This window comes from Rahnella sp. CJA17(1/100) (assembly GCF_963881615.1).
GTDB lineage: Bacteria > Pseudomonadota > Gammaproteobacteria > Enterobacterales > Enterobacteriaceae > Rahnella > Rahnella aceris.
In genome coordinates this window covers 191018-208642 of sequence record NZ_CAWOJA010000064.1, presented here as the reverse complement: position 1 = coordinate 208642, position 17625 = coordinate 191018, and the positions used below count along the sequence as shown (strand labels likewise).

12 protein-coding genes are annotated in these 17625 nt (G+C 51.7%); all 12 read left to right on the top strand.

All coding sequences use genetic code 11. The features are described 5' to 3' along the window. Positions 1-727 precede the first annotated feature (727 nt). Entirely contained in the window at positions 728-1222 is a 495-nt protein-coding gene (gene lrp / locus AACU55_RS21540) for a leucine-responsive transcriptional regulator Lrp (protein ID WP_013574775.1), read from the top strand. Positions 1223-1342: 120 nt separating this feature from the next. Beyond that, the gene (locus AACU55_RS21535) at positions 1343-4789 is read left to right on the top strand and encodes a DNA translocase FtsK 4TM domain-containing protein (protein WP_134706089.1); all 3447 of its coding nucleotides are present in this window, start codon (positions 1343-1345) and stop codon (positions 4787-4789) included. Between the two features lie 194 nt (positions 4790-4983). After that, positions 4984-5595 (top strand): outer membrane lipoprotein chaperone LolA, encoded by a 612-nt coding sequence (gene lolA / locus AACU55_RS21530; RefSeq protein ID WP_013574777.1) that lies wholly within the window; start codon positions 4984-4986, stop codon positions 5593-5595. 7 nt (positions 5596-5602) lie between these two features. After that, positions 5603-6946, top strand: a complete 1344-nt coding sequence (locus AACU55_RS21525; protein ID WP_134706088.1) for a replication-associated recombination protein A — start codon at positions 5603-5605, stop codon at positions 6944-6946. Between the two features lie 106 nt (positions 6947-7052). Next, a complete protein-coding gene (serS, locus tag AACU55_RS21520; protein WP_013574779.1) occupies positions 7053-8345 on the top strand; it encodes a serine--tRNA ligase in 1293 nt (430 codons plus the stop codon). A 198-nt stretch (positions 8346-8543) separates the two neighbouring features. Next, positions 8544-11000 carry a selenate/tellurate reductase subunit YnfE gene (ynfE, locus tag AACU55_RS21515; RefSeq protein WP_134706087.1) on the top strand — a complete coding sequence of 819 codons (2457 nt, stop codon included), beginning with the start codon at positions 8544-8546 and terminating at the stop codon, positions 10998-11000. 96 nt (positions 11001-11096) lie between these two features. Then, complete coding sequence (dmsA, locus tag AACU55_RS21510) at positions 11097-13544, top strand: dimethylsulfoxide reductase subunit A (RefSeq protein WP_037036060.1); 2448 nt, start codon at positions 11097-11099, stop codon at positions 13542-13544. Positions 13545-13555: 11 nt separating this feature from the next. Further along, the gene (locus tag AACU55_RS21505) at positions 13556-14173 is read left to right on the top strand and encodes a DMSO/selenate family reductase complex B subunit (RefSeq protein WP_013574782.1); all 618 of its coding nucleotides are present in this window, start codon (positions 13556-13558) and stop codon (positions 14171-14173) included. Position 14174: 1 nt separating this feature from the next. Further along, positions 14175-15032: a dimethyl sulfoxide reductase anchor subunit family protein gene (locus AACU55_RS21500; RefSeq protein ID WP_013574783.1), complete on the top strand. Its 858-nt coding sequence runs from the start codon at positions 14175-14177 to the stop codon at positions 15030-15032. Positions 15033-15101: 69 nt separating this feature from the next. After that, positions 15102-15710, top strand: a complete 609-nt coding sequence (dmsD, locus tag AACU55_RS21495; RefSeq protein ID WP_112151145.1) for a Tat proofreading chaperone DmsD — start codon at positions 15102-15104, stop codon at positions 15708-15710. Next, on the top strand, positions 15710-16282 hold the full coding sequence (gene napF / locus AACU55_RS21490; RefSeq protein ID WP_013574785.1) for a ferredoxin-type protein NapF: 573 nt from the start codon (positions 15710-15712) through the stop codon (positions 16280-16282). Before dmsD ends, napF begins: the two co-directional genes overlap by 1 nt. Before the next feature lie 133 nt (positions 16283-16415). Further along, positions 16416-17561, top strand: a complete 1146-nt coding sequence (locus tag AACU55_RS21485) for an MFS transporter (protein ID WP_119261428.1) — start codon at positions 16416-16418, stop codon at positions 17559-17561. The last annotated feature ends 64 nt before the right edge of the window (positions 17562-17625 follow it).

Genomic DNA, 17625 nt, shown 5'->3' with positions numbered 1-17625 from the left:
ATTCATCTCCGCGATGGCGACAAGCGATAAACCGATTGTAGGGAAAACGGCGCAGTAAAAAAAGTAAACTCAGATGTTGTTAACGATTTGTCTGATAGTTTTTACTGCTTAACCCGCGTAAAAAGGATTTCGCCAATATTGATGAGGCAGATAACTGTTTGATGGATAGGATGAAAAACCAGCATTCCGGCGACCGATCGTTGTGAACGTTGTTCATCAGAACGCGTTAATTTAGCCACAATTCAGGATTCTTTGTAGGGATTTGGCCGAAATAATGGGTGAGATGCGTTGTTATTGTTCATAGATAAAAGACAGCTAAAAAGGGGGCGTCCGCTTTTCAATCTGGCACGTTCTTCTGATTTTGCTTCTTTTACTTTGACAATCCGCTGTGCATTTGCGAAAACATCAGGGGAAGAAGAAATTAACTGCCTGTCTGTGACTTGAATTTATGCAATTGGCTGCTACGGACCCGTCCTGGTATTGCTTTTTGGTTTTTATGTTGCAGCAGGGTTTAGTGAATCAGGTTGGTGGTTTTCAATCTATTAATTTCACAAGGTTATTTCTTTTGAGTATCCGTTTTATGGCCGTGTTCCTTTTGACAGGGGATCAACACGGCTTTTGGATGCGTAAACCTTAATCATCGGGTCTTCGCTTGGGACAACCCTTAGACATTGAAGTTGGCTGGGGTATGGCAGGTGCAGGGAAGGACAGCAGAGAGACAATAATAATGGTAGACAACAAAAAACGTCCGGGAAAAGATCTCGACCGTATTGACCGTAACATCCTCAACGAATTGCAAAAGGATGGCCGGATTTCAAACGTCGAGCTTTCCAAACGTGTGGGATTATCTCCAACTCCATGTCTGGAGCGCGTTCGTCGTCTTGAACGTCAGGGCTTCATCAATGGTTATACTGCATTGCTCAACCCGCATTATCTGGACGCATCGTTGCTGGTATTTGTTGAGATTACCCTCAATCGCGGCGCCCCGGATGTGTTTGAACAGTTCAATGCGGCAGTACAAAAACTCGAAGATATTCAGGAGTGTCATCTGGTTTCAGGGGACTTCGACTACCTGTTGAAAACCCGCGTACCTGATATGTCTGCTTACCGTAAGCTGTTAGGTGAGACTTTACTTCGTCTGCCAGGTGTTAACGACACCCGCACCTATGTGGTGATGGAAGAAGTGAAACAGACAAATCGCCTGGTCATTAAGACCCGGTAATTGTTCTGGTGCAAAACCTTGTCATTTTAGCTACACTCCTGTGTATCTATACAGCTATGGCGCCGGGGAGTCTCGGCGCTGTTGCTTTTTCTCAGTTCACAGGAACCTGGAGAGCCTTTCTTGAGCCAGGAATATACAGAAGATAAAGAAGTTACCCTGAAAAAACTGAGCAATGGCCGCCGTCTTCTGGAGGCTTTGCTGGTTGTGGTAGCGATTTTTGCTGCTTATTTAATGGCGGCATTGGTGAGTTTTAACCCCTCTGATCCAAGCTGGTCTCAGACAGCCTGGCATGGGCCAATTCATAACTGGGGCGGTGGTGTAGGTGCATGGATGGCCGACACGCTGTTCTTCATCTTTGGCGTATTTGGTTACGCTATTCCACCTATTATTCTGTGTCTCTGCTGGGCGGCTTTCCGTCAGCGGGATAAACAGGATTTCGTCGATTATTTTGCCCTTTCGCTGCGCCTTATTGGCACGCTGGCGCTCATTGTCACGTCTTGTGGTCTTGCTGCCGTCAATGTTGATGACCTGTATTACTTCGCTTCCGGCGGTGTAATCGGCAGTTTGCTCAGTACCGCGATGACACCTTACTTTAATAATGTGGGGGCGACTCTGGTGCTGTTATGCGTCTGGGCTGCGGGCCTGACCTTATTTACCGGCTGGTCCTGGTTGACGATCGCCGAAAAGATCGGTGGTGCCGTGCTGGGTGTAACGAATATCGTGACCAACCGGTCCCGTCGTGACGATGATTATGATTACGACGAGGAGGACGCTCCGCTACTGGAAGACGATGACGCAAAACCGGCTGCTAAAGTCGCGCCGGCCGTCACTGCTGCAGCGGCTCCTGCAACTGCCGCCGCTTCCGAAGCTGATGAAGATGACGTGCTGTTCTCTGCGCCTTCGGTGAATGAACCTGTGGCGCAGGCCTCTTCTGAGGCTACCGCACCTGCTGCGAGCGCGGCTGTTGCTGAACCGGTACAGGCAGCGGATCCTTATGCGGCTGAGCCGCCGGTTGCTAATATTTCACCGCAGCCAGCACCGGCAACGGCCATTCCGCCGTTATACAATTTCGAGATCCCGGAAGAAACACCAGTGCCGCGCCATCCGCAGCCCGTTCAGCAATCGCCTTCACCAGCGCCAGTTGAGCGCAGAGAGGAAGACGGTCCAAGTCTGGGCAACTGGCAAACTGCCGTGGAGCATTCCCGTTCTCCGTTTGATTTCAGTTCAGCAGTGCCTGATGCCGCTCAGGCGGCCAGCGTGGCGGCCACCGCAGCACTGGCGACCGGCCTTGCACAGGCAGGGCAGTCCACGGCATCTTCCGCTGGTAACACCTTTATGCCAGCCTTCAGTGCTGTGAGCGATGAAAATCCACAGGTGAAAAAAGGCTTTGGCCCTGAGTTGCCGCGTCCTAATCCGGTGCGTATACCTACACGCCGTGAGCTGGCCTCGTATGGCATCAAGCTGCCTTCTCAGCGTATGGCAGAACAGCAGGAACAGGCACAGTCTGCGACGCATAGCGATCCACAGATCCAGGCAGACGTAGAAGCGCTACAGGAAGCAGCATTGCAGCAGGCGTTTGCCGCTCAGCAACAAGAGCGCTATGGCGATGCGGTCACTGAAAATGAACCTGATGAAGAAACTGCCTTGCAGGAAGCCGAATTGCGCAATGCGTTTGCTGCGCGTGAGCAGGCCCGCTATCAGCAGGATGTCGAACCGCTAAGTGGCGTGGTACAGCATCACCATTCACAAAATCAGCAGACTGAATTACCGGCTGTTGCTGATGATTTTGCCGCTGCGGCCATGAAACTCAGCCAGCATGATGCATTCAGCTTCTCACCAATGGCTGACCTGGTGGACGATACGCCTTCTGAACCGCTGTTTACATTGCCGGCACAAGCGGAAGAAGAACCGCAGCCTGCAACGTTTGCACAACAACCTTATCAGCGCGCTACGTCTTCTGAGCCCGTACAGCATGCGCAGGAATATGAGGCTCCACGACAGTCTTCGCCATCGGCGCAGCCTGATATGGATAGCCTGATCCATCCGTTCCTTATGCGTAATGAGCAGCCGCTGGTGAAACCGACCACACCGCTGCCATCACTGGATTTGCTGACCTCACCGCCGGCTGAAGCTGAGCCTGTGGATGAGTTCGCGCTGGAACAGATGGGAAATCTGATCGAAGCGCGTCTGAATGATTACCGCATTAAAGCCGATGTCGTGGGGAAATTGCCGGGGCCGGTAATTACCCGTTTCGAACTGGATCTGGCGCCGGGCGTGAAAGCTGCACGTATTTCTAACCTTTCGCGTGACCTTGCCCGTTCATTGTCTGCGGTTGCGGTGCGTGTTGTGGAAGTGATCCCGGGCAAACCGTATGTCGGCCTGGAATTACCAAACAAGAAGCGCCAGACGGTATATCTGCGCGAAGTGCTGGACTGTGCGAAATTTAAAGAAAGTACGTCGCCGCTGACAATTGTGCTGGGTAAAGATATTTCAGGTGAGCCGGTTATCGCCGATCTGGCGAAAATGCCTCACTTGCTGGTGGCCGGTACGACCGGTTCCGGTAAGTCCGTCGGCGTTAACGCCATGATCCTGAGTATGCTGTACAAGTCTAAACCTGAAGATGTGCGCTTCATTATGATCGACCCGAAAATGCTCGAATTGTCGGTGTATGAAGGTATTCCACATCTGCTGACCGAAGTCGTTACTGACATGAAAGATGCAGCCAATGCGCTGCGCTGGTGTGTCGGTGAAATGGAACGTCGCTATAAACTGATGTCGGCGCTGGGTGTGCGTAACCTTGCCGGTTACAATGAACGTGTTCTGGAAGCGGAGGCGATGGGACGTCCCATTCCTGATCCGTTCTGGAAGCCGGGCGATGGCATGGCTGCTGAGCCGCCGTATCTGCAGAAAGAACCGTTTATCGTGGTGCTGGTCGATGAGTTTGCCGACCTGATGATGACCGTGGGTAAAAAAGTTGAAGAGCTGATTGCGCGCCTGGCCCAGAAAGCCCGTGCGGCAGGTATTCACCTGGTTCTGGCGACCCAGCGTCCTTCTGTCGATGTTATTACCGGTCTGATTAAAGCCAACATTCCGACCCGAATTGCTTTCACAGTTTCGAGTAAAATTGACTCCCGGACCATTCTGGATCAAGGTGGCGCAGAATCACTGCTGGGGATGGGGGACATGCTGTATATGGCACCAAACTCCTCGATTCCGGTGCGTGTTCACGGTGCTTTTGTCCGCGATCAGGAAGTGCATGCGGTGGTTCAGGACTGGAAAGCGCGCGGTCGTCCAAAATACATCGAAAGCATTGTTTCCGGTGGTGAAGATGGTGAGGGTGGAGGTTTAGGGCTGGACGGTGATGAAGAGCTCGATGCGCTGTTTGATCAGGCGGTTGCGTTCGTAGTCGATAAACGCCGTGCGTCGATTTCGGGTGTTCAGCGTCAGTTCCGTATCGGTTACAACCGTGCGGCGCGCATTGTTGAGCAAATGGAAGCGCAGGGCATTGTCAGTACGCCGGGTCATAACGGTAACCGCGAAGTGTTGGCACCACCGTCACACGAGTAAACCCAGCCGGTTTGCCTGCATTTGTTAAGAAGGGTCGCGAATGCGACCCTTGTGCAAAGATGCGTAAAACTATTGTTTTTCAGATGAATGAGCTACCGCCGGGGCGCTGCCTCGGATAGAGTTCGCACCATACGTCTTTTGCCTGTGTAAAAGGCATCGTCTGAAGTTTATGGATTTCTGAGGTAAGTATAAGAATGAAAAAATTGTTAATGGTAGGGTGTTTACTGACCGCATTTACCTCTGCTTCCGTTTTAGCGGATGCCAGCAGTGATCTCAAATCTCGTCTGGGTAAGCTCAATACTTTCCATGCCAGCTTCACGCAGACGGTAACCAGCGATGATGGTGCAGCCGTTCAGCAGGGCGAAGGTCAGTTGTGGGTGAAACGTCCAAACCTGTTTAACTGGCATATGACTACGCCGGATGAGAGCATTTTAGTTTCCGACGGTAAAACCCTATGGTTCTATAACCCGTTCGTTGAACAAGTCACGGCAACCTGGCTTAAAAATGCCACCGGCAACACGCCGTTCATGCTGATCACGCGTAATGATAGCAGTGACTGGGCAAAATATAACGTGAAACAGAAAGGCGATGACTTTGAATTAACGCCGAAAGCTGCGACCGGTAATCTGAAACAATTTGCGATCAATGTGACTCCTTCAGGCACTATCAAAAGCTTCACTGCCGTTGAACAGGACGGGCAGAAAAGTGCTTATACCCTGAAAGGTGAGCAAAATGCGTCTGTTGATGATGCCAAGTTTAAATTTACTCCGCCGCAGGGTGTGACGGTGGACGACCAGCGTCAGTGAGGTTAGTTTGAGTAATCTGTCACTCGATTTTTCCCAAAATGAATTCCAGCCACTGGCCGCCAGAATGCGGCCAGTCACTCTTGCAGAATATATCGGACAGCAGCATCTGTTAGCGCCGGGCAAACCTCTGCCGCGGGCCATTGAAGCAGGGCAATTGCATTCGATGATTTTGTGGGGGCCGCCGGGTACCGGGAAAACGACGCTGGCAGAACTGATTGGCCGGTATGCAAACGCCGATGTTGAGCGCATATCTGCGGTCACATCCGGTGTTAAAGATATTCGGGAAGCGATTGAGCGAGCCCGGCAGAATCGCGATGCCGGGCGTCGTACCATTTTGTTCGTTGATGAAGTCCATCGATTTAACAAAAGTCAGCAGGACGCTTTCCTGCCGCACATTGAAGATGGCACCATTACATTTATTGGTGCGACCACCGAAAACCCTTCTTTCGAACTCAATTCCGCATTGCTGTCTCGCGCTCGTGTGTATTTACTTAAATCACTGACGGCTGAAGATATCGAGAAAGTGATTGATCAGGCGCTGACCAATTCTGAGCGCGGTTACGCCAATGAGAAAATCCGTGTTCCGCCGGAAACCCGCCGGATGCTTTCGGAGCTGGTGAATGGCGATGCGCGCCGGGCGCTGAACAGTATTGAAATGATGGCCGATATGGCGGAAATCGACGCCAATGGTTACAGGACACTCACGCCGGAATTACTCACTGAGATTGCCGGTGAACGCAGTGCGCGCTTCGACAATAAAGGCGATCGTTTTTACGATTTAATCTCTGCATTGCATAAATCAGTGCGGGGTTCTTCGCCTGATGCGGCGCTTTACTGGTATGCCCGAATCATCACCGCCGGTGGTGATCCGTTGTATGTCGCCCGACGTTTGTTGGCGATTGCTTCAGAAGATGTCGGGAATGCCGATCCACGGGGCATGCAGGTGGCGCTCGCTGCCTGGGATTGTTTTACCCGTGTTGGCCCGGCTGAAGGTGAGCGTGCGATTGCCCAGGCGATTGTGTATCTGGCCTGTGCACCGAAAAGTAATGCTGTATACACCGCATTCAAATCTGCCATGCGTGATGCACGCGAAATGGCAGATTTTGATGTGCCGGAACATTTGCGTAATGCGCCGACAAAACTGATGAAAGAAATGGGGCTTGGTGCTGAGTATCGTTATGCGCATGACGAACCGAATGCATATGCGGCGGGAGAGGATTATTTCCCGCCTGAAATGGCCCGTACGCAGTATTATTACCCGACATCACGCGGGCTTGAAGGCAAGATCGGCGAAAAGTTGGCATGGCTTGCCGAACAAGATCAAAATAGCCCGACAAAACGCTACCGCTAATTTTATCGTTGCGGTAAGGTTATCGTGATAACTCTTTGACACGCTGCCATTTCAGACAGCGTGCATCATCAAATTAACATTCAATAACGACACGTACAGGATTAGCATGCTGGATCCCAATCTGCTGCGTAATGAGCTAGACGCAGTTGCAGAAAAACTCGCTCGCAGAGGTTTTAAACTCGATGTGGAAACGCTGCGTTCTCAGGAAGAACGCCGCAAAGTCTTGCAGGTAGAAACGGAAACTCTACAGGCTGAACGTAACTCCCGATCGAAATCTATCGGTCAGGCAAAAGCCCGTGGCGAAGACATCGAACCCCTGCGTCTGGAAGTGAATACGCTGGGTGAGAAGCTGGATGCAGCGAAAGCTGAACTGGATGCATTGCAAAATGACATCCGCGATATCGCTTCTGCTATTCCAAACATGCCTGATGACTCCGTGCCTGCCGGTAAAGATGAGAACGATAACCAGGAAGTGAGCCGCTGGGGCACGCCGCGTCAGTACGATTTCACCGTGCGCGATCACGTATCGCTGGGCGAAATGGCTGGCGGCCTGGATTTTGCCGCTGCTGTTAAACTAACGGGTGCGCGTTTTGTCGTGATGAAAGGGCAAATCGCCCGTATGCATCGCGCACTGTCGCAGTTCATGCTCGATCTGCACACAGAGCAACACGGTTATCTGGAAACCTATGTTCCCTATCTGGTCAATCAGGAAACGTTGTACGGTACCGGTCAGTTGCCTAAGTTTGGCGAAGATTTGTTCCATACCAAACCCCTGGATGAAGAGGCGGGCAGCAGTAACTATGCGCTGATCCCGACGGCAGAAGTGCCGCTGACCAACCTGACCCGTGATGAAATTCTTGAAGAAGAATCTCTGCCACTGAAGATGACAGCGCATACGCCATGTTTCCGTTCAGAAGCCGGTTCGTATGGTCGTGACACCCGTGGTCTGATCCGCATGCACCAGTTCGACAAAGTTGAGATGGTGCAAATCGTTCGTCCTGAAGATTCAATGGACGCACTGGAAGAACTGACCGGCCATGCAGAAAAGGTGCTTCAGCTGCTGAATTTGCCATACCGCAAAGTTTTGTTGTGTACCGGCGATATGGGCTTTGGTTCTTGCAAAACCTACGATCTGGAAGTTTGGTTGCCAGCGCAGGATACATACCGTGAAATTTCCTCATGCTCCAACATGGGTGATTTCCAGGCCCGTCGTATGCAGGCGCGTTGCCGCAACAAAACCGATAAAAAACCACGTCTGGTTCATACCCTGAATGGTTCTGGTTTGGCTGTAGGTCGTACACTGGTCGCCGTGCTGGAAAACTACCAACAAGCTGATGGCCGTATCGAAGTGCCGGAAGTATTACGTCCGTACATGGGTGGTTTAGAATATATCGGTTAATCCCGTTATATCTGCACTAACATAGCGAAAAGCGCCTTAGGGCGCTTTTTTTATGCATGAGATCATGCGTTACGTTACGAATTCCGTATTTCTTTCTCTTCAACCCCGCCTTTTTTGATAGCAGACAAGGTTTCGTACCCCCTAATAAGTAGTATCCATGCTGTTTGAGTGGGTATTGCCTCATTACCGGAGCGAAAAATGTCGGAAATCAAACCAGAAATCACCACGCTAAAAAGTGGTATCAGCCGCCGGACACTGATCAAGACATCAACGCTGGCAGGGCTGGCCGTTGCTGCGGATGGCGTATCCCTTCCTTTTAGCCGTAAAGCTCTGGCCCAGGGAGTGGGTGAGGCGAAGCATTTAGTCTCCGAAGATAAAGTGGTGTGGGGAGCCTGTTCAGTCAACTGCGGTAGCCGTTGTGCGTTACGTTTGCATGTACGTGATGATGAGGTGTACTGGGTCGAAACAGACAATACCGGGCAGGATATTTACGGTGATCATCAGGTGCGCGCCTGCCTGCGCGGGCGTTCTATCCGCCGCCGCATGAATCATCCGGAGCGCCTGAATTATCCGATGAAGCGCGTCGGCAAGCGCGGTGAAGGTAAGTTTAAACGCATTAGCTGGGAAGAGGCGTTCGATGAAATTGCCAATAACCTGAAGCGTATTGTCGCGAAATACGGCAATGAAGCGGTATATATCAATTACACGTCCGGCATTGTAGGCGGCAACATCACCCGTTCTTCCCCTTACGCTTCGCTGGTTGCCCGCCTGATGAACTGCTATGGCGGTTTTCTCAGTCATTACGGCACTTACAGTACCGCGCAAATCGCCTGCGCCATGCCATACACGTATGGCAGTAACGAGGGCAACAGTACGTCAGATATTGAAAACAGCAAGCTGGTCGTCCTGTTCGGTAACAATCCGGCTGAAACGCGCATGAGTGGCGGCGGCATCACCTATTACCTCGAACAGGCACGCCAGCGTTCCAATGCCCGTATGATCGTGATCGACCCGCGTTATACGGATACTGCTGCAGGTCGGGAGGACGAGTGGATCCCTATCCGTCCGGGGACGGATGCCGCACTGGTGGCTGGCCTTGCGCATGTGCTGATCACTGAGAACATGGTCGACCAACCTTTCCTTGATTCGTATTGTGTGGGCTACGACGAAAAAACCCTGCCTGCGGATGCACCGGCCAACAGTCATTACAAAGCCTATATTCTCGGCCTGGGCGAAGATGCGACGGCAAAGACACCTGAATGGGCGTCCCGCATTACCGGTATTCCGGCCAATCGTATTGTCAAACTGGCCCGCGAAATCGGTCAGGCAAAACCCGCCTATATTTCTCAGGGCTGGGGCCCACAGCGTCAGGCCAACGGTGAACTGACGTCCAGAGCCATCGCTATGTTGCCGATTTTAACCGGCAATGTTGGCATTAATGGCGGCAATAGTGGCGCACGTGAATCCACCTATACCATCACCATTGAACGCATGCCCGTGCTGGAAAATCCGGTCAAAACACAGATTTCCTGTTTTAGCTGGACTGACGCCATTGCCCGTGGCCCGCAGATGACTGCCACGAAAGATGGCGTGCGCGGCAAAGACAAACTGGATGTGCCGATCAAATTCATCTGGAACTATGCCGGTAATACCATCACCAACCAGCATTCCGACATCAATAAAACCCACGATATTCTGCAGGATGACACGCAGTGCGAGATGATCGTCGTGCTGGAAAACTTCATGACTTCCTCGGCGAAGTACGCCGACATCCTGCTGCCTGACCTTATGACCGTCGAGCAGGAAGATATTATTCCAAATGACTACGCCGGAAATATGGGGTATCTGATTTTCATCCAGCCCGCAACGTCCGCTAAGTTCGAACGTAAAGGCATCTACGAGATGATGAGCGAAGTCGCGCGTCGTCTTGGCCCGGATGTTTATAACAAGTTCACCGAAGGCCGTACCCAGCGGGAGTGGTTGCAATATCTGTATGCCAAAATGCTGGCGAAAGACCCGGCATTGCCTGCTTATGAAGAACTACGGCTAATGGGGATATATAAGCGTAAGGATCCTGCCGGGCATTTTGTGGCTTATAAAAAATTCCGTCAGGATCCCCAGGCCAATCCGCTGAAAACACCTTCCGGTAAAATCGAAATTTACTCCTCTGCTCTGGCGAAAATTGCCGGCGAATGGGAGCTGAAAAAAGATGAAACCATTAGTCCGCTGCCGGTATATGCCTCAACCTTTGAAGGCTGGGACGATCCGAAACGTAGCCAGTTTCCGTTGCAGATGTTCGGCTTCCACTACAAAGCCCGCACCCATTCCACATACGGCAATATCGATGTTTTGCAGGCGTCCTGCCGGCAGGAAGTCTGGATTAACCCGATCGATGCCAAAACCCGTGGCATTGAAAACGGTGACAAAGTGAAAGTCTTTAATGACCGCGGTGAAGTGCGTGTAGCGGCAAAAGTCACCCCGCGCATCATACCCGGCGTTGTGGCTATGGGGCAGGGCGCATGGCATCAGGCCAATATGGGTGGTGACCGTATTGACCATGGTGCCTGTATGAACACGCTGACAACCCAACGCCCCTCACCGTTAGCGAAGGGTAATCCTCAGCATACAAATTTGATTCAAATAGAAAAAGTCTAAAGAAGCCACGAGCCACGAGCCAGGGCCCGATGACAGGGCCCGATGACATGGTTGTTAAATTTTCGTCCTTCAGATAAGGGCGTTACGGAGTAAGCAATGTCAGATTTAAACAGTAATAAAACCGATTCAGGCGGTGGGATCAGCCGCCGTGACCTGGTTAAGGGAACCACACTCGCCGGTATAGCAGCCGCAGTTGGCGGCATATCGTTGCCGTTCAAATCAATACGTGCGGAAAAGCTACAGGCCCCGGCCAAATCTACAGATGAGAAAATCGTCTGGAGTGCCTGTACTGTTAACTGCGGCAGCCGCTGTCCGTTGCGAATGCACGTCGTTGATAACGAGATCCGTTATGTCGAGACCGACAATACCGGTAATGACAATTATGAAGGACTGCATCAGGTTCGTGCCTGTCTGCGCGGGCGCTCAATGCGTCGTCGTGTTTATAACCCGGACCGTCTGAAGTATCCGATGAAACGCGTGGGCAAACGTGGTGAAGGGAAATTCAAGCCTATCAGCTGGGACGAAGCCTTTGATACCCTGGCGGGCAGCCTTAAAGACATTATTCATCGCTATGGCAATGAAGCGATTTATCTGAATTACGGCACAGGTACGCTGGGTGGCACGATGACGCGTTCATGGCCGCCAGGCAAGACACTGATCGCTCGTCTGATGAACTGCTGCGGTGGTTATCTGAATCATTATGGCGACTACAGTTCAGCGCAAATTGCAGCGGGTCTTAATTATACCTATGGCGGCTGGGCGGACGGCAACAGCCCGTCTGATATCGAAAACAGCAAACTGGTGGTGCTGTTCGGCAATAACCCGGGTGAAACCCGTATGAGCGGTGGCGGGGTGACATATTACCTCGAACAGGCTCGCCAGCGTTCGAACGCCCGTATGATCATTGTGGATCCGCGCTATACCGATACCGGTGCCGGACGCGAAGACGAATGGGTGCCGATCCGTCCGGGTACTGATGGCGCGCTGGCAGCGGCGCTGGCGCACGTCATGATCACTGAAAATCTGGTTGATCAGCCATTTCTCGATAAGTATTGCGTCGGGTATGACGAAAAAACCTTACCGGCGGGTGTGCCTGAGAATGCGCATTACAAGGCTTATATTCTCGGCAAAGGGCCAGACGGTGTAGCGAAAACGCCTGAATGGGCGGCAAAAATCACGGGCATCTCCGTGGATAAAATCGTCAAGCTGGGGCGTGAAATCGGACAGGCAAAACCAGCATTTATTACGCAGGGCTGGGGCCCGCAGCGTCACGCTAACGGAGAAATTGCAACCCGTGCAATTGCGATGCTGGCGATCCTTACTGGCAACGTGGGCGTTAACGGCGGTAATTCCGGTGCCCGCGAAGGTTCCTACGAGATCCCGTTTGTACGTATGCCGACGCTGGAAAATCCGGTTCAGACCAGTATTTCTATGTTCCTGTGGACGGATGCGATTGTGCGTGGACCGCAGATGACCGCCATGAAAGATGGCGTGCGCGGCAAGGATAAACTTGATGTGCCCATTAAGTTTATCTGGAACTACGCTGGTAACTGTTTGATCAATCAGCATTCAGATATCAACCGCACCCATGACATTCTGCAGGATGACAAACAGTGTGAAATGATTGTGGTGATTGATAACCACATGACCTCGTCAGCAAAATACGCAGATATTATCCTGCCAGACTGCACGGCCTCTGAGCAGATGGATTTCTGTCTCGATGCCTCGTGCGGCAACATGGATTATGTGATTTTTGCCGATCAGGCGATTACGCCACGTTTCCAGTGCAAGAACATCTATGAAATGACCAGCGAGCTTTCCCGCCGCATGGGGGTAGAGCAGCAGTTCACCGAAGGCCGTACGCAGGAAGAATGGTTGCGTCATCTGTATCAGCAGTCACGTGAAGCGCTGCCAGAACTGCCAGATTTCGAGACCTTCCGCAAACAGGGCATATTCAAAAAACGTGACCCCGACCAGCATCATGTGGCTTACAAAGCATTCCGTGAAAATCCTGCAGCCAATCCGCTGAGTACGCCGTCCGGTAAAATCGAAATTTACTCTGCTGAACTGGCCAAAATTGCGGCTGAATGGGAACTCTCTAAAGAGGACGTGATTGATCCATTACCGGTGTATGCCGCCGGTTTCGAAAACTATGATGACCCGCTGGCCAGTAAATATCCGTTACAGATGACGGGTTTCCACTATAAAGCGCGTACCCACTCCACTTACGGCAATGTTGATGTACTGAAAGCAGCCTGTCGCCAGGAAATGTGGATCAATCCGATGGATGCCGCACAGCGTGGTATCACCAACGGCGACATGATCCGCATCTTTAACGATCGCGGGGAAGTGCATATAGCCGCCAAAGTGACACCGCGCATGATGCCGGGCGTTGTCGCACTTGGCGAAGGTGCCTGGTATTCCCCTGACAGCAAAAAAATCGACCGTGCGGGCAGCATTAATGTACTGACTTCTCAAAGACCTTCACCGCTGGCGAAAGGTAACCCCTCTCATACCAACCTTGTGCAAGTGGCTAAGGTTTAACGGAGTAAATCATGACAACTCAATATGGCTTTTATATTGACTCAAGCCGCTGCACAGGGTGCAAAACCTGTGAACTGGCATGCAAGGACTTCAAAAATTTAACCCCGGACGTGAGTTTCCGCCGTATCTATGAATATGCTGGCGGCGACTGGCAAAAAGACGGAGATGGCTGGCATCAGAATGTCTTCGCCTATTATTTGTCAATTTCCTGTAACCATTGTGCGGATCCCGCCTGCACCAAGGTCTGTCCGAGTGGCGCGATGCATAAGCGTGAAGACGGTTTTGTGGTCGTAAACGAAGATATCTGTATTGGCTGTCGTTATTGCCATATGGCGTGTCCGTATGGCGCGCCGCAATACAATGAAGCCAAAGGTCACATGACCAAATGTGACGGATGCTACGAACGCATTGCTGAAGGTAAAAAACCGATTTGTGTTGAATCCTGCCCGCTGCGTGCGTTGGATATGGCGCCAATCGAAGAACTGCGTGCGAAATACGGTGAACTGGCTGAAGTGGCACCGTTGCCGGCTTCACATTTCACTCACCCAAATATCGTCATTAAACCCAATGCGAATTGCCGTCCTGTAGGCGATACCACGGGTTATCTGGCTAACCCGAAGGAGGTTTGAGATGGGAAACGGATGGCATGAATGGCCTTTGATGGTCTTTACGGTTCTGGGGCAATGTGTCGTTGGCGCATTTATTGTGCTTGCCATTGCGTTGCTGACTCAGCGCAGTAGGGAAGAATACCGCCAGATCCATCTCTCGATGTTCTTTTTGTGGGTGTTGATGGCGATCGCTTTCATCGCCTCGGTTCTGCATCTGGGGTCACCGCTGCGTGCATTCAATTCGCTTAACCGGCTGGGCGCGTCGCCGCTGAGCAACGAAATTGGCAGCGGCTCGCTCTTCTTTGCGCTGGGCGGGATTTACTGGCTGCTGGCGATGATCAACAAGATGCCACGCGTGCTCGCTAAAATCTGGTTAATCGTGACCATGCTGGCAGGTGTTGGATTCGTCTTCGCGATGTGTCGTGTGTATGCAATCAATACTGTGCCAACCTGGGACAATGCGTATACCGCGTTTCATTTTGGCCTGACGGTACTGATTGGCGGACCGGTTCTGGGCTACCTGCTGCTGCGTGGTGCTAATATTAATGGTTGTGCGCTACGTCTGCTGCCGGTCATCAGCTTTGTGTCACTGGTCGTGAGTATGGCTGTTGTTGTTATGCAAAGCGCCAGTCTGGCAGGCATCAGCAGTTCCGTTCAGGCTGCGTCAGCGCTTATCCCACAATACGGTGTGTTGTCGGTGTGGCGGCTGGTGCTGGTTGTTCTTGGACTGGGCTGCTGGTTCTGTCCGCTTATACTGCGTAAACGACCTGCACTGGCCTCAATGATACTGGCCTTTGTGCTGGTGTTTGCCGGAGAACTGATTGGTCGGGCGATTTTCTACGGTCTGCATATGACAGTGGGAATGGCAGTGGGCGGCTAATTTCAGGTAGTCAGGTTTATCAGGAGGCACGTCGCCAGTAAGGATGTGCCTCTGCAAAATGAGTTAATTATGTCAGCAGAATCAATTAGTTTAACCGGTAAAGTATTAGGCGCGATGCTGTTTTATCCGCCGAGCTCTCCTGAAGTTAGCGTCTTAATTACGTTACTTGAAAGCAGCGTCTGGACCGAGTCATGGCCATGTGCGAGTGACGAGGCTAAAACTCAGGCGGGAGAAACATTCAGCCAGATTACGGCCGCGTCTGAAAGTCTGGATGACGCGTATCAGCGTCTTTTTATCGGCCCTTATTCGTTACCCGCGCCACCTTGGGGCTCGGTGTATCTGGACAAAGAATCAGTGCTGTTTGGCGATTCAACGCTGGCATTGCGCCAGTGGATGCGTGAAAACGGTATTGAACCCCATCTGGAGCAGGCAGAGCCGGAAGATCACATCGGTTTGCTGCTGATGATGTCTGCATGGTTAGCCGAGAATTCACCTTCTTTGCTGGATGAATTTCTGACAGAGCATTTATTGCCGTGGGCCGGACGCTATTTCGAATTACTCCGTCAGAAAGCAGAACACCCGTTTTATCTCGGAGTGGCCGTACTGGCAGAATCCACACTACAGGGCTGGAAACAACAACGTAGTCTGGAAGCGCCCGTCGTGGATCTGTATTTCTGATGAGCGATTCCCGCGACGCCAGATACTATCGTGCCTGGATGAGCAGCAGAACGGTCAGCCGCCGTGGGTTATTCCGCGGCTTGCTGTCACCGGGCAAACAGGCAATTGAACAGGCGGCACAGCCTTCTGCGAACTTGCTGGCGCGCGTGATTGCCCGTCCGCCTCAGGCCATTGCCGAACCGATGTTTCAGCAACAATGTGATGGATGCGGACGTTGCGCACAGGCGTGCCCGGTCGGCATTATAAGCATCCAGGGAGGAAAGGCTTCGCTGGCTATCGATTATGCTGAATGTGACTTTTGCGGTGCTTGTACGCAGGCTTGCGAAAGAGAGGCGCTGGATCAGTGTGTGCCAATGGATACTGGTTTGCGTCCGGTTATTTTGTCCCAGTGTCTGGGACGGCTGGATGACTTGTGCCGAATGTGCGAAATTGCCTGTCCGCGCACGGCAATATTTTTTAATCAACAGAATCAACCTTCTGTTGATGACGCAAAATGTAATGGCTGCGGGAAATGCAAACTTGTTTGTTATCATGGTGATATTAACCTGTCTTTAAAGTGTCATTCATCTTAATCATTAAGCTTGATTAGTGTTTTCAATCATTCTTCTCCACTTTGTGCTCAGGTCAATTTTTGCCAGATTGACTTTTAAACCGCCGGTGGCATGATGCGCGCAATTTCTTCCTCTTTGTGGTCATCACCGCCCTATGTCCGCCTATTCCCGTCCTGTTTCTCTGCTCCTGTGCGGACTTCTGTTGTTGACGATTTCTATCGCCGTTTTAAACACATTGGTCCCTTTGTGGCTCAGTCATGAGCAACTTCCAACCTGGCAGGTCGGACTCGTCAGTTCGTCCTATTTTACCGGTAATCTGCTGGGTACTTTGCTTGCGGGCGGACTGATTAAACGTGTTGGTTTTAACCGCAGTTACTACCTTTCCTGCATCCTGTTTGCTGTCGCGACCGCAGGTCTGGCACTTTCAATAAGTTTCTGGAGTTGGGTGACGGCGCGATTCGTTGCAGGCATCGGCTGCGCATTGATCTGGGTAGTGGTGGAAAGTGCGTTGCTACGCAGCGGAACTGTCAGAAACCGCGGCCAGTTACTGGCAGCGTATATGATCATGTATTACATCGGCACGGTGGTTGGGCAGCTTCTGGTGGGTACGGTGCCGACGGCAATTTTAAGTGTACTGCCGTGGGTGACAGCGCTGATTGTCATTGCAATGCTGCCATTGTTATTAACGCATATTGAGAACCAGGAAAGCGGGCAGCCGCGTCATGCGGTAATGCCGATGTTCAGACGCCGTAATGCACGGCTGGGGATTAACGGCTGTATTATTTCCGGCATCGTTCTGGGATCTTTATACGGCCTGATGCCTTTGTTCCTGACGCATCAGGGAATGAGCGATGCAGATGTAGGTTACTGGATGGCATTGCTGGTCAGCGCCGGGATTATCGGGCAATGGCCGGTAGGGCGTTTGGCTGACCGTTATGGCCGTCTGATGGTTCTGCGCATTCAGATCTTCGCCGTTATCCTTGGCAGCATTGCGATGCTCAGTGGCTATGCGATGGCTCCGACGCTGTTTATTCTGGGCTGTGCTGGTTTCACGCTGTATCCGGTCGCTATGTCCTGGGCTTGCGAAAAAGTTAACGCAGAGGAACTGGTGGCGATGAACCAGGCATTACTGATGAGTTACACCATCGGCAGCCTCGCCGGGCCGACAATGACCGCGATGCTAATGCAGAGTTATTCCGACCGTCTGTTGTTCGTGATGATTGCAGTGGTCTCGCTGGTGTATCTGGTGATGCTGATGCGCAAAGCGGATCATACGCATAATCCTGTAGCGACTGCCTAATCCTTTTCATAATTAAAGCTGCAATCCCAATGATTTTGGGTATGTTCTGAGCCATAAAGCAAAA